The organism is Nonomuraea sp. NPDC050733 (assembly GCF_040654215.1).
In the GTDB taxonomy this organism is placed as follows: Bacteria; Actinomycetota; Actinomycetes; order Streptosporangiales; family Streptosporangiaceae; genus Nonomuraea.
In genome coordinates this window covers 19,322-37,511 of sequence record NZ_JBFAHO010000016.1, presented here as the reverse complement: position 1 = coordinate 37,511, position 18,190 = coordinate 19,322, and the positions used below count along the sequence as shown (strand labels likewise).

The 18,190-nt window shown below is 71.0% G+C and carries 12 protein-coding genes and 1 pseudogene; 5 read left to right on the top strand and 8 right to left on the bottom strand.

All coding sequences use genetic code 11. From position 1 onward, the window contains the following. Positions 1-210 precede the first annotated feature (210 nt). Complete coding sequence (locus AB0H64_RS24230) at positions 211-6,426, top strand: FtsK/SpoIIIE domain-containing protein (protein WP_357628382.1); 6,216 nt, start codon at positions 211-213, stop codon at positions 6,424-6,426. Between the two features lie 24 nt (positions 6,427-6,450). Here AB0H64_RS24230 and AB0H64_RS24225 read toward each other — a convergent pair whose 3' ends face one another. Together AB0H64_RS24225 and AB0H64_RS24220 are read right to left on the bottom strand one after the other, a co-directional pair. Continuing rightward, positions 6,451-7,971 carry a WXG100 family type VII secretion target gene (locus AB0H64_RS24225; RefSeq protein WP_357628380.1) on the bottom strand — a complete coding sequence of 507 codons (1,521 nt, stop codon included), beginning with the start codon at positions 7,969-7,971 and terminating at the stop codon, positions 6,451-6,453. Between the two features lie 6 nt (positions 7,972-7,977). Then, complete coding sequence (locus AB0H64_RS24220) at positions 7,978-8,370, bottom strand: hypothetical protein (protein ID WP_357628378.1); 393 nt, start codon at positions 8,368-8,370, stop codon at positions 7,978-7,980. Positions 8,371-8,498: 128 nt separating this feature from the next. Between AB0H64_RS24220 and eccB the strand changes: the two genes are divergently transcribed. The 3 genes from eccB (at position 8,499) to AB0H64_RS24205 (ending at position 11,821) form a co-directional block, all read left to right on the top strand. Further along, positions 8,499-9,932 (top strand): type VII secretion protein EccB, encoded by a 1,434-nt coding sequence (gene eccB / locus AB0H64_RS24215; protein ID WP_357628375.1) that lies wholly within the window; start codon positions 8,499-8,501, stop codon positions 9,930-9,932. An 81-nt stretch (positions 9,933-10,013) separates the two neighbouring features. Further along, the gene (locus AB0H64_RS24210; RefSeq protein ID WP_357628372.1) at positions 10,014-10,358 is read left to right on the top strand and encodes a hypothetical protein; all 345 of its coding nucleotides are present in this window, start codon (positions 10,014-10,016) and stop codon (positions 10,356-10,358) included. Next, positions 10,355-11,821 carry a hypothetical protein gene (locus tag AB0H64_RS24205; protein ID WP_357628370.1) on the top strand — a complete coding sequence of 489 codons (1,467 nt, stop codon included), beginning with the start codon at positions 10,355-10,357 and terminating at the stop codon, positions 11,819-11,821. Before AB0H64_RS24210 ends, AB0H64_RS24205 begins: the two co-directional genes overlap by 4 nt. Before the next feature lie 43 nt (positions 11,822-11,864). Here AB0H64_RS24205 and AB0H64_RS24200 read toward each other — a convergent pair whose 3' ends face one another. From AB0H64_RS24200 to AB0H64_RS24175, 6 genes are all read right to left on the bottom strand, one after another. Next, entirely contained in the window at positions 11,865-12,641 is a 777-nt protein-coding gene (locus tag AB0H64_RS24200; RefSeq protein ID WP_357628367.1) for a hypothetical protein, read from the bottom strand. After that, positions 12,642-13,934: a hypothetical protein gene (locus AB0H64_RS24195; RefSeq protein ID WP_357628365.1), complete on the bottom strand. Its 1,293-nt coding sequence runs from the start codon at positions 13,932-13,934 to the stop codon at positions 12,642-12,644. It abuts the gene before it with no gap. Positions 13,935-13,939: 5 nt separating this feature from the next. Further along, positions 13,940-15,421: a WXG100 family type VII secretion target gene (locus tag AB0H64_RS24190; RefSeq protein ID WP_357628363.1), complete on the bottom strand. Its 1,482-nt coding sequence runs from the start codon at positions 15,419-15,421 to the stop codon at positions 13,940-13,942. Then, entirely contained in the window at positions 15,421-15,822 is a 402-nt protein-coding gene (locus AB0H64_RS24185) for a hypothetical protein (protein ID WP_357628361.1), read from the bottom strand. The genes AB0H64_RS24190 and AB0H64_RS24185 overlap by 1 nt, the downstream gene beginning before the upstream one ends. Before the next feature lie 77 nt (positions 15,823-15,899). Further along, entirely contained in the window at positions 15,900-16,226 is a 327-nt protein-coding gene (locus AB0H64_RS24180) for a hypothetical protein (RefSeq protein WP_357628358.1), read from the bottom strand. Between the two features lie 26 nt (positions 16,227-16,252). Then, positions 16,253-16,651, bottom strand: coding sequence for a WXG100 family type VII secretion target (locus AB0H64_RS24175; protein WP_357628356.1), 399 nt, complete (start codon positions 16,649-16,651; stop codon positions 16,253-16,255). Positions 16,652-16,968: 317 nt separating this feature from the next. Here AB0H64_RS24175 and AB0H64_RS24170 point away from each other — a divergent pair. Beyond that, positions 16,969-18,190: pseudogene (locus AB0H64_RS24170) on the top strand (hypothetical protein); the annotation flags it as partial.

The following is an 18,190-nucleotide window of genomic DNA, read 5'->3' as shown; positions in this document are numbered from 1 at the left end:
ATCCGGCGAGCCCTATAACCGCCCGAAACCCCCAATAGGACCGATCCCGAATCCCTCGCAACCGAAAAACCGGCGTGGCGTCCACAGGCCATTTTTCCGAACCACGCGTTATCCACAGCCGGTCGCTTCCATGCCATTGGCGTCAACCCGGAAGCCTAATCTCGCTGCGGGCGCTACCTTGGCGCCGAGATCCGACCGAGGAGACGGCACATGCGGATCATGCTCACCGTGCTCGGCGAACGGGGCGACCGTGACATCGTTCTGGAAGGCGACGACGGGGCCACTGTCGACGCGGTGAGCGAGGCGATCGACGGGCGGCAGCCGCTCGCCCAGGTCGTCCGTCTGCCCCGCTCGCGAGCCCCGTACGGCCTCCGGGGCGCGGAGCCTCCGGAAGCGTCCCACCCGTCATGGGGGCGGGGGCAGCCGGCCGAGCCCGGCGGCACGCTGTGGCGCAACGGGCGCGCCCTCGACCCCGGGGCCCCAGCCAGGGCCGTGCTGCGCGACGGCGACAAGGTGACGCTCGAGCCGCACCTGGCGCGGCTGACGATCACCGAGGAGCCCGGCGGGGTGGCCGAGGTTCGCGTGGTGGGCGGACCGGCCGCCGGCGCCGTGCACCGGCTGGGCCTGGGCGTCCACGTCATCGGCTCCGATCCCATGTGCGGGCTCGCCGTGGCCGACCCGGCGCTCGCGCCCGAGGCCGTCGTGCTGCGCGTCACGCCCGGCGCGATCACGGCGGAGCCGGCCCGTCGCGCCGCCCCCGGTCAGGCTCCCCGGCTCAAGCTCAAGGGGCGATGGGCCGACGAGGTCGCCGAGATGACCGCGCGGGTGGCGGAGCGGGAGGCCGCAGCGGCTGATCCCGGGTCGTGGCAGCCGCCCGAGCTCGACGGCCGCCCGCTGGCCGGCCCGGCCGACTGGCCTCAGCACGCGGTGCTGACGTGCGGGTCGTCCGTGTTCGCGCTGACGGCGATCGAGCCTCAAGACGCGCACCTGGATCCCCGGCCCGAGGGCGGCGTGGCCTACAACCGGCCGCCACGGCTGCGCCGCACCGACGGCGAGCGCGCGTTCGAGCGGCCCGCGGAGCCGCGCCGGGCGGAGGGGATGCGGCTGCAACTGCTCGCCGCGTTCCTGCCTGCCGTCCTCGGCTGCACGCTGGCGTACGTCCTGCACCAGTGGTACTTCCTGCTCATGGCCCTGATGACCCCCGTCATCATGATCGGCCAGTGGTGGAGCGACCGGCGGCACGGCCGCAAACAGCACCGCAAGGCGCTCAAGGAGTTCCAGCAGCGGCTCAGGGAGTACGAAGAGGCCGTGGAGCGGGCCAGGGCCCGTGACGAGGTGACGCGCAGGTCCGACGCGCCCGACCCGGCCGAGGTGCTGCTCACGGCGACGGGCCCGCGCAGGCGCCTGTGGGAGCGGCGCGTCCACGACCCCGACGCACTGCGTCTCCGGATCGGTCTGGCCGACCTGCCCGCCGACCTCGACCTGACCGAGGAGCAGGGCGGCCCGATCGACCCGCCGGTCTGCCGTGCCGTGCCCGTGGCGCTGGCCATGCGCCGGCTCGGCGTCGCCGGCATCACCGGGCCGCGCGACGCGGCGACGGGCCTGGCGGGATGGCTCGTTGGCCAGGCCGCCACCCTGCACAGCCCGCGCGACCTGGCGATCGTGGTGCTGTCCGCCCGGGCCGACGGCGAGCGCCGCTGGGGGTGGGTGCGCTGGCTCCCCCACTGCGCGCCCCGGGGCGGCGAGGACTGCGTGGCCCTGGTCGGCACCGACCCGGAGTCCGCCGCCCGGCGCGTCACCGAGCTGGCCGCCCTCATCGACGAGCGGCAGAACACCACGGCCCCCGAGCTGGGCAGGATCCCCACCGGCTGGGGCGACGCCGGCGGCTCGGAGAAGCCGGTCTTCTCCACCTACGACGAGCGCCCGTACGACGTGCTGGTCCTGCTCGACGGCGCCCAGACCCTGCGCGGTCTGCCCGGCATGCCGCAGATCCTGCGCCAGGGCCCGCGGGCCGGCGTCTACACCCTGGCCATCGACGAGGACCAGCGGCTGCTGCCCGAGGAGTGCGCCACGGCGGCCGCGTGCGGCACCGACGGGTACGTCCGGCTGCGCGGTGGCGGCCTCGACGTCATCGGGCCGGTGCTGGCCGACCTCGTGTCGCCGACCTGGTGCGACCGGCTCGCCCGCGCCCTGTCCCCCATCCGCGACGTGAGCAGGGACGACCCGTCGGGCAACCTGCCCAGCGCGGCGCGCCTGCTCGACCTGCTCGGCCTCGCCACGCCCACCGGCCAGGCGGTGGCCGCCCGATGGCGCGGGCGCGGCTCCACCAAGGCGATGATCGGCATCGGTCCGGACGGGCCGTTCGCGGTCGACCTCGCCCTCGACGGTCCCCACGGGCTCATCGCCGGCACCACGGGCGCGGGCAAGTCCGAGCTGCTGCAGACCCTGATCTGCTCGCTGGCCGTGGTCAACCGCCCCGACCAGCTGACGTTCGTGCTCATCGACTACAAGGGCGGGGCCGCGTTCAAGGAGTGCGTACGGCTGCCGCACACCGTCGGCATGGTCAGCGACCTCGACGGCCACCTGACGCAGCGGGCGCTCGACTCGCTGGCGGCGGAGCTCAGGCGCCGCGAGCGCCTGCTCCTCGCCGCCGGGGCCAAGGACATCGAGGACTACACCGGCGATCCGCTGCCGCGGCTGGTGCTGATCATCGACGAGTTCGCGGCGCTGGTGGCGGAGCTTCCCGACTTCGTCACCGGCCTGGTCGACATCGCCCGCAGAGGCCGCTCGCTGGGCATCCACCTGATCCTCGCCACCCAGCGCCCCGCCGGCGTGGTCACGGCCGACATCCAGGCCAACACCTCCCTTCGCATCGCGCTCCGGGTCACGGAGCCGATGGAGTCGTCGGACGTCATCGACATGCCGGACGCGGCACACATCTCGAAGACGACTCCCGGGCGCTGCTACGTCAAGTCGGGCGCGAGCGCGGCGACGGCCGTGCAGACGGCCAGAGTCGGCGGACGGAGCCCCCTGCCTCGTCCTCGCCGCTCCCGCCACCTCCTGTCGGCCCCGCCACCCGGCCTTCTCTCGGCCCCGACACCCGAAGACGATCACGCACTCCCCACTGTCCAGCCGGAGAACGCGACACGGGCCGAGCTCCACGCCCCGCACAGCCGGCGAGACCCCGCCGCCCTCCACTCCCCCGGCACCACGAGCTCGCAGCCCTCTCACGCCAGTCCGGACGCCGGTGGACAACCGACCACCCACTCCCCTCACCCTCGACCCGACGGCCACCCCCACGACGCCCCCAGCTCACCGACGAGTGCCGCCCCCACGAACGCCACCCAATCCAGCCCGAATACCGACGACCGCCACCACGCCCCCTACACCACCCGCAATTCAGACGACCGCCACCACGCCCCCTACACCACCCGCAATTCAGACGACCGCCACCACGCCCCGTACACCACTCGCGATTCAGACGACCGCCACCACGCCCCGTACACCTCGCGGAGCCCAGACGGACGCCCCACCCAGGCGGACGCTGTGCCAACCGCAGACGGCTACGTCAACGGACCACACCCCCGGACGGATGCGCTCGGGAGCGACATGCCGAAGGGCTCATCGGCCCCCGGCAGTGCGGCGGACCCGCACGCTCCCACCGCTCAGCCCGGCTCCAGCCGAACAGGCGGCGCGGTCCCCGGCACAAGCCGAACGAGCGGCGCTTCCATGGGCACAACCGGCCCAGGCAGCGCTTCTCACGGCCTGACAGGACCCGGCGGCACTTCTCACGGCCTGACAGGACCCGGCGACGCGACTCGCGGTGCAAGCGGGCCGGACGGCCCCTCGCCAGGTGACCGGTTCCCGGGCGTGGCCTCGCTGCCCCGTACCGACGGCTTGTCCGTGCGCCGTGGCAAGGCACCGGCTTCAGGAGGCCGCCCGCCCAGAACCGACAGCTCGCCACCAGACCCGAGCGGAAGCGGGATCCCGGGTTCCCCGCCCCCACCGCTGACTTCTGCGCCTGGGCGGAGACATTCCGCTCAGGACCCCGACCACCTCGGCGCCCCGGTTCTCCCCTACGACGGTCACTCGGCTTTCCCTCACAACCCCCCTTCCGCGGACGACATGCTCCGTCTTTCCCCTCGCCACCCGGTTGCGCCAGGCGACGGCTCGCCGGGAGATCTGGTGTCATCAGGCGACCCTGCTTCGGCTGGAGCGCCCGGCCTCCCCGGTGAGGGTCTCGGACGGGACGGGCTCCATGAGATCTTGAACATTCTCGGCCCCGCTGACCGGGGAGGACCGGCGAGCGGCGGTTACATGTTCGGGTCGGGCGACGGCGGTGGAAGCGGATCCAGGGGCGATGGCGGTGGAGGTGGATTCCGGGGTGATGGCGGTGGCAGCGGGTTCGGGGCTGCCGACGACGGCCGAGGGAGCATACGGGTCGTCGACGTGGACTGGCGGTCGCTGGGCAAACCGTTGCCCGCACCTCCGGAGCCTCCGGAGGAGTCGACCGTCACCGACCTGTCCATCCTGGCCGACGCCGTTGTGGAGGCCACCCGGCTGACCGGGGTCCGTCGACAGCCGAGCCCGTGGCTGGAGCCCCTGCCGACACACCTGGTCCTCGACCAGGTCCACCCCATGACCGGCCGTCCGGCGGCGTACACCGGGCTGAGTCCTCTGCCCGGCCCTCCGCAGACATACACCGGACCAAGCCCTCTACCCGGCCCCCCGCAGACACACACCGGACCAAGCCCTCTACCCGGCTCTCCAGAGGCGCACGCGGGACAGGGACCCCTGACCGGCCGCCCGCAGTCGCACGCAGGACATCGACCCCTGACCGGTCGTGCGGATGCGGATCCTGGTTCGTATCGGTCCGGGGTGGCGGAGGTGGAGCCGATCCCGTTCGGTGTGGTGGACCGGCCGTGGGCGCAGGACCGCCGGGCCCTCGCGCTCGACCTGAGCCAGGGCGGCCATCTGCTCATCGCGGGCTCTCCGCGCACCGGTCGCTCCACTGCGCTCCGGACGATCGCGGGCGCCATCGCCGCCCAGGCCTCTCCGTCCGACGTCCACGTGCACGCGATCGACTGCGGCTCCGGCGCGCTGCTGCCCTTGATGGCGATGCCGCATTGCGGCGCCGTGGTGACACGCGACCAGCTCGACCGCGTCGAGCGTCTTCTCGGCCGGCTTCGTGCCGAGGTGGGCCGCCGGCAGCAGTTGCTCGCGGAGGCCGGTCATGCCTCCCTGGCGGAGTACCGGCTGGCGGGTCATCGTCTTCCGTGGCTGGTGTTCATGCTGGATCGCTGGGAGGGGTACGTCGCCGCGTTCGAGAGCTATGACTACGGGCGGTTGATCGACGCGGTCCTGCAGCTGCTGCGGGAGGGGTCGGCGGTCGGCCTGCGAGCGGTCGTGACGGGTGACCGGTCGTGCCTCATGGGGCAGGTGTCCACGGTGTTCGACGACCGCCTGATCCTGCGGCTCGCCGATCCAGCCGACTACGGGCTGGCCGGGCTGCCGCTCAAGGGGTTGCCGTCGTCCATGCCGCCCGGACGGGCGTTGTCGATCGGTGAGCACGGCATCGTCGAGAGCCAGATCGCGCTGCTGACGGCTGACCCCTCCGGCCCCGCCCAGGTGGGAGCCCTGCAGGACCTCGCTCGGGGGGTCTCGGGCGGGCGCCACGCGAGGAGTGCCGGGCAGGCCACTGCCGTGCGAGGGCCGTGGCTGTGGGAGGGCGAGCCGCCGCTGCGGGTCGACGCGCTGCCCATGCGCATCACCGCCGGCGAGGCCGCGGCCCTGGACCCCGGGTTCAGCCCTCCCTCGCCGCTGTGGGCGCTGGTCGGCGCGGGCGGGGACGCGCTGTCGCCGCTCGGCATCGACCTGTACGCCCAGGGGCCGGGCGCGGTGATCGCCGGTCCCTCGCGCTCCGGCCGGTCCTCGGTCCTGCTGACCGCCGCTCACTCGCTCATCGCGCACGGCACCGCGGTGGTCGCGATCGCGCCGCGGCGCAGCCCCTTGCGTGACCTGCGGGGCGCCGTGGCGGTGCTGGACGGCAACGCCACCGACCTCCAGGACCTGCTGGCGGCGCTCCAGGAGTACGTGGTGCTCGTGGACGACGCGGAGCTGATCAGCCCGGACGGGCCGCTCGGCATGGCGCTGGAGGAAGTGCTGCGGTCCGGGCGTGACGGGGACCACGGGCTGATCATCGCGGGGTCGACCGGTGATCTGACGCAGGCCTACCGGGGTTTCGTGGCCGAGACGCGTAAGTCGCGGACCGGGGTGCTGTTGTCGGTGCAGAGCCCGGCGGACGGGGATCTGCTGTCGGTACGGCTGCCGCGCGGCGCGGTGGGAGGCCCGCCCGGCCGAGGACTCCTCGTCACGATGGGCACCATGACACCCATCCAGACCGCCCTTCCGGAGGCGGACGGGTGAGGGCGCCGCGCGCGAGATTCCGGGTCAGGCGCTACCCAGAGTGTGGTCGACGGCCCCGTCGAAGGCCCCGCCGGTCCAGTGATCGTCGTCGAGGTGAAGCCAGTACTGGCTCTGCTTCTCCGTTTGCTGTTCGGCCGCCGCGCCCCCGCCACCGTGCGGGATCAAGGGGACGCCCGTCCCCGCCGCGCCCGTCGCGCTGCCGCGGGCGGCGAGCTGCTGGGCGTTGGCCGCCGCCGACGAGCTGTCGCCGCGGCCCGTCGTGTAGGAGCCGTCCGCCGTCGAGGCGCCGCTCGGGTTGGACACGCCGTACGGGGTCGAGGCGCCATAGGGGGTCGAGGTGCCGTACGGGGTCGAGGTGCTGTTCGGGTTGGTGGTGCTGTATGGGTTGTTGTAGCCGGTCGAGGTGGGCGAGGGGGTGGTGCCGTTGGGGTTCCAGCCGGAGGTGGTCCCCTCCAGGCCCGTGGGCCGCTGGTGATCGGCCAGTACCGTCTTCGTGGAGCCGTCCGGCGTGGTGAGGCCCTTGCTCGGGTCCGTGAGGCCCAGGCCCTTGCTGGGGTCGGTGATGTTGACGCCGGAAGGGCCGCCGCCCTGTGAGGGGTCCGTGATGCCGCCGCCAGGCGTGGTGACGCCCCCTGGGGTGTCGATCCCGCCGGGCGTGGTGACGCCGCCGGTCCCGCCCGTCCCGCCGGAGCCGCCGGTGCCCGTACCGTCGCCGGTGGAGCCGCCGGGGCCGCCGGGCCCACCGGGGCCGCCGGGTCCGTTGAGGTCTCCAGAGGTGCCGTCGCGCTTGCTCGGGTCGTCCAGGTTCAGGCCGTTCGAGCCGTTGGTGTCGTAACCGTTGATGCCGCCTCCGGTGAGGTCCTGCCCGTTGTAGGCGGTGGGCGTCACCTGGTGGGGGTTGTAGGGCGGGATGTCGGTGTTGACGTCCTTCATCCGGTCGCTGTCCGGCAGAGCCGGGTCCTTGATGTCAGGAAGGTCCTTCTGGACGAAGTCAGGGAAGCGGGCGTATGCCTCGTACAGGTCCTTGTTGAGGACGCCGAGGTGCCTGCCGGCAAGCTCGTCCTGCGACCCTCCCTCCCAGCCCTTGTCGATCGTGCGGAAGACGCCCCCGATGGAGTCGTCCCAGCTGCCCATGTCGCCGACCGGATTGCTCCAGGTGGCGGTCCCGTTCTCGACGAAGTCCTTGTGCTCGCGGACGCGGTCGGCGAGGGTCTGCATCGGCTTGTGCATCCCCTCCATGCCGCCGGAGAGGTTGACGATGGTGTCGTGGAGCTGCCGCAGCGCCTTCTGCGCCTCGACGGACGCCTTGCCCTTCCAGATCCTGGCCAGCTCGGCGCTGACCTCGTCGATCGTGTCCAGCGTCTTCGACAGCCGCTCCGCGGCGTCACCGTACGCGGTGGCGGCGGCCTCGAAGGTCTGGGGGGTCAGCATCGTGATGAAGTTCTTGACCTCGGCGACGCTCCGGCCGCCCTCGTCGACGCTGAAGTTGTCGCACTGGGTCTTGATCCAGTGGGTCGCCTTGGGGTTCTTGGTGGGGTCAGCCATGTGCGATCACGCGTTCCAGCTGCTCAGCTCGTCGGCCGTTTTGTAGATCCCGCCACCGGCCAGGATGAGACCGATGGCGATGCGGAGCTTGTCGTTGACCTGCCCGTAGATCTCGGTGAGCTGCTCCTGGCCCTTCTGGGCCGTCTCGACGAAGACCGTGCCGCCGTCCCAGCGCTTGATCTCCTTGACCTGGTAGCGCAGGTTGTCCAGGTTGGCCTTGGACTGCACGTCCTGCAGCGAGCCGGGCTTCATGCCGGTCAGTGCCGTGAGTTCGGCGGTCAGCTGGTCGGCGAGCTCCTGGAACTTCTTCTTGGGATCCTCGGGATGCTCGAGAAGCTCATGATCGGCGTCAAGTCCGGGCCACTTCTGACCGCAATGCCGGTGATCCTTCGCAGGCACGACACCCTCCCCAATGGCTCTTGATCCGCAACTTTACTCGCATCGCCATCGCGTCGTACAGAAGTTGACATATCCCCCATGCCACTCACCCGTAACATAACGCGGGAGCCGGACCGGAACGGAGTGGGATGCAGACCCGCAAGGATCTCTACCAGGCGCACAAGTTCATGACCCAGCGCCTCGGCATGGCCCTGCTTCAGGGCGAGCCGGACCTGCCCGAATCGCCCATGCGCCGGCACAACGTCGCCATGTTCGCGGGCATCCTCATCGCCATCCTCATCGCCGCGGGCTTCGGCATCTACGGCATGCTGAAGCCGGGCGGCGCGACCAAGCTCACCGATCCCGGGCAGCTGCTCGTCGAGGAGGAGACCGGCGCGGCCTACGTCTACAGCGAGCAGGAGGGCCGGCTGCTGCCGGTGGCCAACTACGTCTCGGCGCGCCTCCTGCTGGACAGCGACCAGATCAAGGTGCGGACCGTGTCGTCGGAGTCGCTGGCCGGCTTCGCGCGCGGGCCGCAGGTGGGCATCGCGGGCGCGCCCGACTCGCTGCCCAAGCCGCAGCGGATGGTCAAGACGCCGTGGTCGGTCTGCGTGACGGAAGGGCAGGACGTCGCGGGGACCCGCCGCTCGTACGTGACGCTCGTGGGCGGGACGGACGTCGGCGGCGCGTCCCCCGGCGCCGCCGACGCGCTGCTCGTGAACGACGGCCAGAACAGCTGGGCGCTGTGGGCGAACCAGCGGATGCTCGTCCACAACGTCGACCGGCTCACCGACCAGACGCCGCGCCGGGTGCCCCTCTCGTGGATCAACGCCATCCCGGAGGGCAGCCCGTTCGCCGCACCCGTCATCTCCGGGCGCGGCAAGCGCATCCCCGGACCGAGCGGCATGACGCTCCGGGTCGGGCAGGTCTTCAAGGTGGACGCGGTGGCGGGCGCCCCGGCCCGCTGGTACGTGCTGCTCGCGGACGGCCTCGCGGCCATCACCCAGACGCAGGCGACGCTGCTGACCCAGGACCCCGCCAGCAAGGCCGCGTACGGCGGCAACCGCGTGCGGGAGATCCTGATCGACGCGGCGAACGCCAACGCCACCAAGCAGTCGGCCCAGAAGATCAAGGGCGGCGGCATGCCGGACACGATGCCGCGCTTCCAGGCCCCGGCGATGTCGGCGCCGCTGTGCATGGTGTACGCCGACCTGCTCAAGGGCTCGGTCAAGGGCCGGCTGACGGTCGGCAGCACGGTGCAGATCCGGGCGCCGAAGACCAGCGCGAGCTCGGAGAGGTTCGACCAGGTGGTGCTGCCGCCGGGCGGCGCGGCGGTGGCCGGGCAGTTGCCGGGCGAGGGCCAGCTCTCGTCGGTCCACCAGTTCTACCTGATCACGGATCAGGGCAGGAAGTTCCGGCTGGCGACGCCCGACGTCGTGACCAAGCTCGGCTACGACGCCTCCCACGTGGCGCCCCTGCCGCCCCACCTGCTGCGGCTGATCCCGGACGGGCCGGCACTGGACCCGGCGGCCGCCCGTACCCCGCTGTCCGACACGCCGTCGCTGCGCGCCTCAGGGCCGTGAACTGGGCATTTCATAGACGGCAATCCCGGTAAACAGTAGTATTCCAGGGTTCAGTGTGCCTTAAGGGACTTTGGGGGACATATGGGGGACACTGCCGACGGGTACGATGTCATACCGCCAGCACTGGCCAAGGCCATGCAGGCCTGCGCCGACCAGATGGCGGCCGTCCGGGACTGCGTCAACGTCTTCGCTCCCGCGAGACTGGCCAAGAGCGACTTCTCTCTCGCTCCCCAGTCCGAGGAGCTGGCCGCCGCCTACGTCGACGGCACGCAGGAGATGAACCACAAGGACAAGCGGTACGACTCCGTCGTCGACTACCTGAACGACCTGTGGAACGCGCTGGAGTGGATCGCCGAGTCCCTCGACGCGTCGGCGTACAACTACAACCTGGCCGAGCAGGCCAACCTCGGCAAGGCGAGACCATGAGCCAGGGCCACGTCAACCCGCTGCAGTGGAACTGGACCACGTGGCCGTTCGACGTCAACTTCGGCTCGATGCTCGACCCGGGCCCGCTGGTGGCCACGATCAAGGCGATGTGGCACGCCCTGCCCTCGCTGGTCGGCGCCGACGGCTCAGAGGACCGGCTGCGGCACGCCGCCAACGCGCACGAGCTCATGGCCGACCGGCTCGGCAAGGTCTTCGAGGTGCTCGACACACGCGCCCAGGGCCAGAGCTCCGGTTACATGGACCGGATCGTCAAGGAGTGGAAGGGCCGCGCCGCCGACGAGTTCCGCAAGGTCTGGGGCGAGGTCGTCAAGCACGAGAACCGGCAGGCGGTCGCGACCAGCGCGACCGGCATCGCGAGGATCCTGCGGGCGGTGGCCGACTCCGCGGCGATGACCAAGAAGGCCCTGATCGAGCTGCTCAGGGCCGCGGCCGTCTGGGCCGGCGCCTTCATGGCGCTCAGGTGGGCCGCCGCCACGTGGGGCGGCCTCATCGCCGCCCGCATGGCCACCTACGCCGCGTACCTGCGCACCACCCGTCTGGTCGGCATGGCCGTCCAGGTCCTGATCAGGTTCTTGTCGATGCTGCGCACCTGCGCCCTGGCGCTGCGCAACCTGCCGGTCGTGGGCCGGCTCCTCCTGCGCATGCCCGGAGCGGCCAAGCTGCGCTCGCTGCAGGCCACGGCCTCGATGACCAGAGCCGAGCTGGAGATCGCCAAGTTCACCAAGTATGCGGGGTACGCCGAGAGGTTCGGCAAGACCACCTTCTCCAGCTTCGCGAAGAACTCCGGTTGGGTCTACACCGGGGTCATCGGGTCCCAGATGCTCTCCCAGGGCATGCAGGGCAACAGCATCTTCAACCTCGACCCGCTGACGTTCACCCAGGCGGCCCGCATCACCACGGGCGCCACCCTGGCCGCCACCTTCGCGCCCCTCAGCGGGCTCAGCGTGAAGGGCCTCGCCAGCGGCGGCACGGCCGGGTCCTTCACGGCGCCGCTGACCAAGACGGGCCAGGCCGTGGCCGAGTCGGGCGAGGCGTTCGGCGGTTTCGTCGCGCTGCGCAACCCGGCGTACGAGGCGCTCAAGAAGAAGTTGCCGACGCTCGGCGGCAGAGGCAACGGGCACAAGACGTTCTACCAGGCCATCCCGACGGCGGTCTTCCGCGTGTGGCGGCCCCTGCACACCACGGACAAGCCCGAGGAACTGCCGCAGTGGCAGCAGCCCGGCACCGGCGAGCACACGATGGCCCAGCCGCCGCGGGCGCAGGCGCAGGCGCAGAAGGTCGGCTACACGCCGGCGAACGGGTCTCTGTACGACATCGCGCAGAAGGTGTACGGCGACCCGGAGCGCTGGCGGGAGATCTACGCGGCGAACAGGGACGTCATCGGGCCGGACCCCGGGGTGCTGAAGCGGGGCCAGCTCCTGCGCATCCCGCTGGACGACTGAGCGCTGTCCGGGCGGCCGGCGAAGGCCGGCCGCCCGGAGAAGGTCACAAGTCGAAGCTCTGGGTCCCCAGGGTCTTGCTCGGGTCGTCCATCTTCTGGGTGAGGCCGAGCTGCTCGTCGTACTGCAGGGCGGTGTTGGAGAACGGCGGCTGACCGTCGCCGGACTTCATGGCGCTCATCTCCGTCGGCATGCCGGTCTTCATCATGGGGAAGAGCTTGCCTGACGTCTCGGTCTGCTGGTTGGCCATGTACAGGAGGAAGCCGAGGGCGGCGACGATCTTGAGCTGCTTGCCGACGGCGCCCCTCAGCACGCTGGTGGTCGTGGCCCCCTGGGCGATGGACTCCCCCTCGGCGGCGACGGCCGCGACCGGGTGCAGCATGCTCATGATCCGCTTGCGAATGCCGAAGACCAGCATGCCCGTGGCGACGACCCCGGAAAGGATCGCGATCATGCTGAACGCCCTGCGGGCCGCGTCCACCCCGTCGCCCGTGGCGTTGCGGAGGTCGGCGAGGGCCGTGATGCCCTTCTTGAACGACTCGTAGACGCCCTCGAACGTCTCCCAGGCGGAGCCCTCCCACTTCCCCTCGTCCTGGAGGCGCTTCTTGAAGGCGGCCATCTGGGTCGCGAGCTCGTCCAGCTCCATGACCTGCCCCTGGTGGTCCTGGGTCTTCCACTGGTCCTGCGACTGCGACATCCCGCTGACGTGGCCGTAGACCGTGCCCATGAGCGTCGTGACGTACCACGCCCACGGGCTGCCGATCAGACCCGCCGCCGCCGTCGCCGTGGCGATGGCGGAGACCATGACTTTCTCGTCGGCCATTTAGACGTCCACCCCGATCGTTTGGGGCGCCGTGGGGTCGTCGCCGCCCCAGATGCTCTCCTCCTCGCGGAGCGGGTACTGGTCGTCGCTCCCACTGCTGGTGTCGCCGCCCGGCGGGCTCATGGGCATCATCGGTGCCATCGGCATGCCGCCGGCCGTCAGGCCCGCCGTCGCCGCGCGCAGGTTCGTGGGCACGGCGGCGGCCGCTCCGCCGCCGCCGCTTACCGTCCCTCCGCCGGTGCTGGTCTGTACGGGCGTCGCGGTCCTGCCGACGCCGCCGTTCGGGTCGGCGGTCAGGGGGTTCAGGTCAGGGGTCTTCACCTGAGGAGTGTTCGGCTGGTAGCCGGAGAGCTCCGTGGGCGTCGGGACCTTGGCGTCCAGGCCGGACAGGTCGGGCCGCCGGCCGTTGAGCGCGGAGTCGAGGTCGGGCACCTTGGTGTCGACCTGGCCCAGTCCGCTGGTGTCGGGCAGGTTCGGCTTCGGCAGGTCGGTGCTGGGCAGTTCGGGCTTCGGCAGGGTCCTCGGTGTGTCGGGGATGCCGTCGCCGTTCAGGTCGACGTCGGGGATGCCGTCGCCGTTGAGGTCCTTGTCCGGGATGCCGTCACCGTTCACGTCGATGTCCGGGATGCCGTCGCCGTTGAGGTCCTTGTCCGGGATGCCGTCACCGTTCACGTCGACGTCGGGGATGCCGTCCCCGTTGAGATCCCTGTCCGGGATGCCGTCACCGTTCACGTCGACGTCGGGGATGCCGTCCCCGTTGAGATCCCTGTCCGGGATGCCGTCGCCGTTCAGGTCGGGCATCCCCGGACCGCCGAGGTTGCCGAGGCCGCCGGGGTTGCCAAGGCCGCCGGGGTTGCCGAGGCTCCCGGGGTTGCCGAGGCCGCCCAGGTTGCCGAGGCCGCCCAGCTTGTCGTTGATCTGCTGCATGGTGTCGTTGCCGGCGCCGGTGTAGTTGGCGTCGGAGTCGTGCAAGGCCTTCTTCCAGCTGTCCAGGGACTGCTGGGCGGTCCTCGCCGCCTTGCTGTGGGTCTCGATCGCCTTCTCGTGCAGCTTGCTGAGGCCCATGCCGATGACGGCGAAGGACGGCCAGGGCACGCCGAGGGCGCCGCTCCTGCCGTCCAGCGCCCCCAGCGTCTCGTTCTGCGTGTCGAGCGTCTTGCCGTTGTTCTTGAGCTGGTTCTCGGTGAACGAGACGCGCGACGCCGCCCCGGCCGTCAGCCCGCTGAGCGCGCCGTTCTGGTTCAGAGCGCTGTACGCTCCCGCGCCGTTCGCCTCGTTCGCCGAGTTCGCCATGTCGCCTAAGCCTGTTCCTGAGTGCCGAGAACCGCACCGGGCAGGACCGCCCCGTCCGCGACGTGCCAGTCCTGCGGAAGGTAGTAGTTCCGCGGAGTCTCCTCGCCGTCCTGGCCGGCGCCGGCGCCGCCGATCAACGGCGCGACGGGCATGCCGGTCCCGCCGGTCGCGGACCCGCGCATGGAGCCGGCCGGGAGCGCCTCTCCCGCCATCGCGCCCGCACCGCCGTGGGGGTTGCCCAGCACCGAGGGCACGTACGGCGTGCCGCCCGTGGGACTGATCGGGCTCACGGGCGTGACCGTGGTGGTCGGGGTGGTGAACGGGTTGGAGTACGTGGTGGTCGTCGGCGACCAGCCCGTGGTGGTGGTGGGCGTGGTCATCGTGTTCGTCGGCTGGTAGCTCTCCATCTGGGTGTGGCGCGAGGGCGTGGTGTCGTCGCCGCCGATGACCGGCGGGGCGGTGCCGTCCTTGCTGCCGGTCGAGCCCGGGTCGTGCGTGCCGGGGATCTGGCCGTTCGGGTCGCCGGTGCCGCCCGGGATCTGACCGTCCGGACCGCCGGGGTTCTGCCCGTCGGTGGAGCCGTCGCCGGTGCCCGTCCCCGAGCCGCCGTCCGAGCCGTCCTTGCCACCCGTGCCGCCCGTGCCGTCCGAGCCGCTGGAGCCGTCCTGCTTGCCGCCGGTCGAGCCGCTCGGGTCGCCGGAGCCGCCCGTGTGGCCGGTGCCACCGGTGCCGCCCGTGTGGCCGGTGCCGCCCGTACCGCTCGTACCGCCCGTGTGCCCGGTGCCGCCGCTGCCCGTGGAGCCGACGGTCCCGTAGCCGGAGCCGCCGCCCGAACCGCCGTTGCCGCCGCCGTCGATGCCGCCGACGCTCGTCGGGTACTTGGCCGTGTCGTACGTGCCCGGACCGCCCGGGATCGACACGGCGGGCAGCTCGTAGGAGACGTCGTGCGGCACCTGGAGGGTGTACAGGTCGACGATCTTCTTGTTGAGCTCCTGCATGGCCTGCTGGGCCTGGCGGTCCTCGGCGGCCTTCAGGCTCGCGGCCTCGGCCGCCGACTTGGTCTCCGGGTCGCCGTACGTGCCGCCGGAGCTGCCCTCCGACTCGGCCTTGATGCCCTCGACCTTGGCGACGGTCTGGGGGATGTAGCCGGCGTACTGGCGCAGCGCCGAGCCCATCATCTCCAGCTTGGTGGCCAGCTCGCCGCCGCTGGCGTGCATCATCTGGATGGCGTGCTTGGCCTTGGTGGCGTCGGCGCCCTTCCAGACCTGCGCGATCTTGCCGGCGTGCTCCTCCAGCGTGGCGAGGCTGCTCTCGATGGCGCTGGCCGCCTTCTCGTACGCGAAGCCCGCGTCCTCGATCTGCGACGGCTGCGTCTTGTGCAGCATCTGCAGGATCTCGTCCTTGGAGGCGTTGACCGTGCCGCCTTCCGGCATCTTGTCGAAGGACAGGATGACGACGACCTGCCGCCCCGTCTTGCGTCCCGCCATCACTTACCGCCTTCTGTGGCGACGTCGGCGGCGGCGTGGTTGGCGGCGTTCGCCTCGATGGCCGCGATGATGTCTTTGAGCGCCTGGATGTACTGGCTGTACACGTCGGCGAACTTCTGGGCCCCACTGGACTTGCCGACCGTCTGGGCGAAGGCGCTGGCGTCGTGCCAGGTGCCGATCTGCGCCTCGGTGAGCTGGCAGTGGTCGAAGATGGCCTTGACGGAGCCGGTCGTGTAGCCCTCCGCTGATCCGGGGCCCTCCAGGGCGCTGACGGCAGTCCGCAGCTCCTGGGCAATCGTCCGCATGGTGGAGGGCGAGTGCTCCCGCTCCCCACCATCGAAGAGATCAGGATCGACGTACAGCGGGTCGGTACCGCCGTCCATCGCGTCCTTCTGGGTCATCCCAACCCCCTAGACGAGCGAACTCGGCCACCGCGCGACGCGATGACCGAGACAGAGTACGGCTGTCGCGCGCGGCGTCAGTCGGACCAGATCTGGATGTTCTTCTTCTCAGCGGCCTGGTAGTTGCCGTTGGCGATCTGGACAACCTGCGCCGCGTTGAAGAGCTGCTCACCCATGGCCACCTCGAGCTTGTTCCACTCGGCCTTCTTCTCCTCGAACCAGTTGCGCGCTCCACCCACCCAGATCTCGCTGAGCTCGTTGTAGAGGTCCTTGTAGAGGTCGTCCGTAGCCTTGTCCAGCTCGGTGATGACCTTCTTCAGGTCCTCGTAGGCGAGGTCCATGTTGCCGAAATGGATGCGTACGCGGTCGTCGAGGTGGTTGTTGGGGTTAGGCGGCGTCGCCATGATGATCCTCCGTGTCGTTCAGGTACTCAGCGGTTCTGAAGGGCCGGGGCGGCGACCTCGTTCTTGTGCGTGTGCGTGTTGATCAGAGAGTCGATCCCGCCGGTCTGGCCCGTCCCCATGAGACCGTGGACGAGGTCCATGTCCTCGGCCGCGGCGTTCGCGTACACCTTGGCGCCCGCGTTGAGCTTGTTGTAGATGCCTTCGAGGATCTTGATGACCTGGTTGAACTCGACGTCCCACTGGTCGAGGGCATTGCCGAAAGCCCTGGCCGCATTGGCCTCCCAGTTGGCCCTGATGAAGGCCTTGATCTCCTGGACGCGTCGGCGCTGGCCTTCGATGTACTGGGCAGTGCTCTCGCAGTAGCCCGCCGCCTTCGTCAAGGACGTCGGAGAAGTTCCGGCCAGGGCTGTGTCGATATCCGCCATTGGACCTCCATGTCAGAAGGGCGTGATCCAGCTCGCGGCACCCCGGGTCGCGCGACCCGATGATCCCCGCAAACATCATCAAAGGGCATGGTAGCCACCATCTGCCCCACAAATAACAGATTCTTAACATAACGGCTAGATCACGAGAAGGCGTCTTTGCGGCAAACAGCCTGGTAGGAGCGCTGCGTTTTCCTGACCAGCGGAAAGCGACGTTGGTCGCCGTACGAGGTAAAGGTCGTTGTCTGTACGGTTCGACGATCACGGGGCTAGGCTTTTCGCGCGTTTCGCTGTTCGACAGCGTGGTTGGAGGGGCATCGGTGACTGAGGTCACGAGCGGGGAACGGCCGAGCATCGAGAGTCTGCTCAACTGGAGCAGCCCGCCCCCTGGCGCGGCCGGGATCGCGGTCGGCGAGCCTGATCCGCACGGGCGGCCTGGCGGCCCCGGCGAGCCGGGAGGCAACGGCGGGCCTGTCGAATACCCGGGTGGCCCCGGCGAGCCCGGACGACACGACTGGCCCGGCGGCCATGACGGCCCGGGTGGCCCCGGCGACCACGGGGGCCATGGCGGTGACCACGGCGGTCACGGTGGCCATGACGGTCACGGTGGTGACCACGGTGGCCCCGGAGGCGATGACGGCAGGTACGGCGTGCCGCAGGGTGAGGCGGGCACGGCTGATGACGGGATCGGCTGGGGCGTCAACGGGCCGGACGCGAACCTGGAGGTCGTCGTCACCGACCGGACCGCCCTCCAGGGCGACACCGGGGGACGCGACGACACCGGCGGCCAGGACGGCACCAGCCGGGACAACGGCGGTCAGGGCGACTCCCAGGACGGCGGCGACGAGCCGGTGGACACGGAGCCCGGCATGGTGGACCCGCAGGCGGCGGAGGGCGACCCGCAGTGGGAGCCATCTGATGCCCAGCAGGACGACCAGGACCTCGGAACGGACGACAACCAGGCCGTGGACCCGCTGGACCCGGACGGCCCGGACGCGCCCGTGGAGGAGGCCACCGACCCCGAGGCGTCCGACGGCAAGGACGGCGACGGGAACGACTCCGGGACCGACCAGGACGGCTCGTCCGGGCAGGACGACGGCTCCCAGGGCGACGGTTCCCAAGGCGACGGTTCCCAAGGCGACGGCTCCCAGAACGACGGCGGCCAGGGCGACGGCTCAGGCGACAACGGCCAGGACGGCACCGGGCAGGACGGCACCGGGGGCACGGGCGACACCGGAACCGGCGACCAGGGAACCGGCGACGGGACCGGTACCGGCGACGGCACAGGTACCGGCACGGGTGACGGAACCGGGACCGGGACCGGGGATGGAACCGGGACCGGAACCGGCGACGGCTCCGGCACGGGTACCGGCGACGGGACCGGTACGGGCACGGGCGACGGCACGGGCACCACTCCGGGCACCGGCGACGGCACAGGCACAACCCCGGGCACCGGCGACGGCACAGGCACAACCCCGGGCACCGGCGACGGCACAGGCACAACCCCGGGCACCGGCGACGGCACAGGCACAACCCCGGGCA

Coding starts and splice junctions, on each gene's coding strand:
- AB0H64_RS24230 (WP_357628382.1), top strand. CDS start 211: ATGCGGATCATGCTCACCGTGCTCGGCGAACGGGGCGACCGTGACATC.
- AB0H64_RS24225 (WP_357628380.1), bottom strand. CDS start 7,971: ATGGCTGACCCCACCAAGAACCCCAAGGCGACCCACTGGATCAAGACC.
- eccB (WP_357628375.1), top strand. CDS start 8,499: ATGCAGACCCGCAAGGATCTCTACCAGGCGCACAAGTTCATGACCCAG.
- AB0H64_RS24210 (WP_357628372.1), top strand. CDS start 10,014: ATGGGGGACACTGCCGACGGGTACGATGTCATACCGCCAGCACTGGCC.
- AB0H64_RS24205 (WP_357628370.1), top strand. CDS start 10,355: ATGAGCCAGGGCCACGTCAACCCGCTGCAGTGGAACTGGACCACGTGG.
- AB0H64_RS24200 (WP_357628367.1), bottom strand. CDS start 12,641: ATGGCCGACGAGAAAGTCATGGTCTCCGCCATCGCCACGGCGACGGCG.
- AB0H64_RS24195 (WP_357628365.1), bottom strand. CDS start 13,934: ATGGCGAACTCGGCGAACGAGGCGAACGGCGCGGGAGCGTACAGCGCT.
- AB0H64_RS24190 (WP_357628363.1), bottom strand. CDS start 15,421: ATGGCGGGACGCAAGACGGGGCGGCAGGTCGTCGTCATCCTGTCCTTC.
- AB0H64_RS24185 (WP_357628361.1), bottom strand. CDS start 15,822: ATGACCCAGAAGGACGCGATGGACGGCGGTACCGACCCGCTGTACGTC.
- AB0H64_RS24180 (WP_357628358.1), bottom strand. CDS start 16,226: ATGGCGACGCCGCCTAACCCCAACAACCACCTCGACGACCGCGTACGC.
- AB0H64_RS24175 (WP_357628356.1), bottom strand. CDS start 16,651: ATGGCGGATATCGACACAGCCCTGGCCGGAACTTCTCCGACGTCCTTG.